The sequence below is a fragment of the Mesorhizobium sp. M7A.F.Ca.US.014.04.1.1 genome (assembly GCF_003998745.1).
Taxonomy (GTDB): Bacteria; Pseudomonadota; Alphaproteobacteria; order Rhizobiales; family Rhizobiaceae; genus Mesorhizobium; species Mesorhizobium ciceri.
This window is the reverse complement of the sequence record NZ_RZRW01000935.1, coordinates 1-1,490: the sequence shown is the minus strand read 5'-3', so window position 1 is coordinate 1,490 and position 1,490 is coordinate 1. Positions and strand designations below refer to the sequence as shown.

The window sequence follows — 1,490 nt, the reverse complement described above, 5'->3', positions numbered from 1 at the left end:
GCGCTCATGCGTCTCGTTCTTCGACTTGTTGACCGAATCCTCGCCGGTCTGGCTGGAATCGAGCGGCTTGTCGGCGAATTCGGCGACCGCCAGCCCATCGGCCAGCTTCAGCGCCGTTTCGATGGAATCGGCAAGCCGCGTCGCGAGATCGCCGCGCACGACGATGCGGTCGACGACGACATCGAGGTCATGCTTGTACTTCTTGTCCAGCGCCGGCACGTCGGCGATCTCATAGAAGACGCCGTCGACCTTGACGCGCTGAAAGCCCTTCTTCTGCAGTTCCAGCAACTCCTTGCGGTACTCGCCTTTGCGGCCGCGCACCATCGGCGCCAGAATGAACAGGCGCGTGCCTTCCTCGATCGCCAGCACGCGGTCGACCATCTGCGAAACCGTCTGGCTCTCGATCGGCAGGCCGGTGGCCGGCGAATAGGGGATGCCGACGCGCGCAAAAAGCAGGCGCATATAGTCGTAGATCTCGGTGACGGTGCCGACCGTCGAACGCGGGTTCTTCGATGTGGTCTTCTGCTCGATGGAAATGGCAGGCGACAGGCCGTCGATCTGGTCGACGTCAGGCTTCTGCATCATTTCGAGGAATTGCCGCGCGTAGGCCGACAGGCTTTCGACGTAGCGGCGCTGGCCCTCGGCATAGATCGTGTCGAAGGCAAGCGATGACTTGCCGGACCCCGACAGGCCGGTCATGACAATCAGGCTGTCACGCGGCAGGTCGAGATCGACATTCTTCAGATTGTGTTCGCGCGCCCCGCGAATGGAAAGATATTTATGGTCGGCCATAGCCGGTCGCCGCCTCAGAATCTGGAATTTCCTGGAATGGCGGGTTTTCCCGGCCATCCCCTATGTAGGTAGTTTTGCCGCCACGTCGAGAGACGCCACAATTCCCGACAAAAGCGTTTAAGCGTCTTTCGCGTGAACGGGCAAGCGGAAAGAACAAAGGCCGAACACGCTCCTGACAAAGCTGTGCAAAAACTGACTTGTACGTAACCTCCCGGCGATCACGTTTTTCGGTAACCGGCTATTGATGGTTGACGCGGGCAACCCAGGAGCGCAGTCTCCGGAAGTCAACGAAGCCGGCCGTCTTTCGATGGCCTCGCCGCCCAAAGGCGGCCTGCGAGACGCCGCAGGCATTTGCGATTTGTGCTTCGAATTGACAACAATCGCAACGGACAGAGGAGCGGAGCTATGACGCCACCGGATCGTCCCCTAGGGTTCCAGTTGTCACTGGAGCCGCGGCAGGCATAAGTGCCAGGGTTTAGCGTCTGCGCCACCCGGCAAACCGTGACCTGCCATATCCCCTAAAAATCAGAGACTGCTAGTCGGATCGTCGGCCGAACGCCGCGGTGCATCCGAAATCAAACGCCGGCAGTACACTCCCGGCAAAGTTGGATTTGAGATCCAGAAGGCCCCGTCCGTTTGCCCAAGGCACGGCGGGGCCGTTTTATGTGGGGAACGCTCATTTCCGCGCGCACTCAGTG

At 60.1% G+C, this 1,490-nt stretch carries 1 pseudogene; it reads right to left on the bottom strand.

Annotated features, from left to right (window positions below):
• Positions 1-792 (bottom strand): annotated as a pseudogene (locus tag EOA22_RS33270) (excinuclease ABC subunit A); the annotation flags it as partial.
• Positions 793-1,490: the final 698 nt, after the last annotated feature.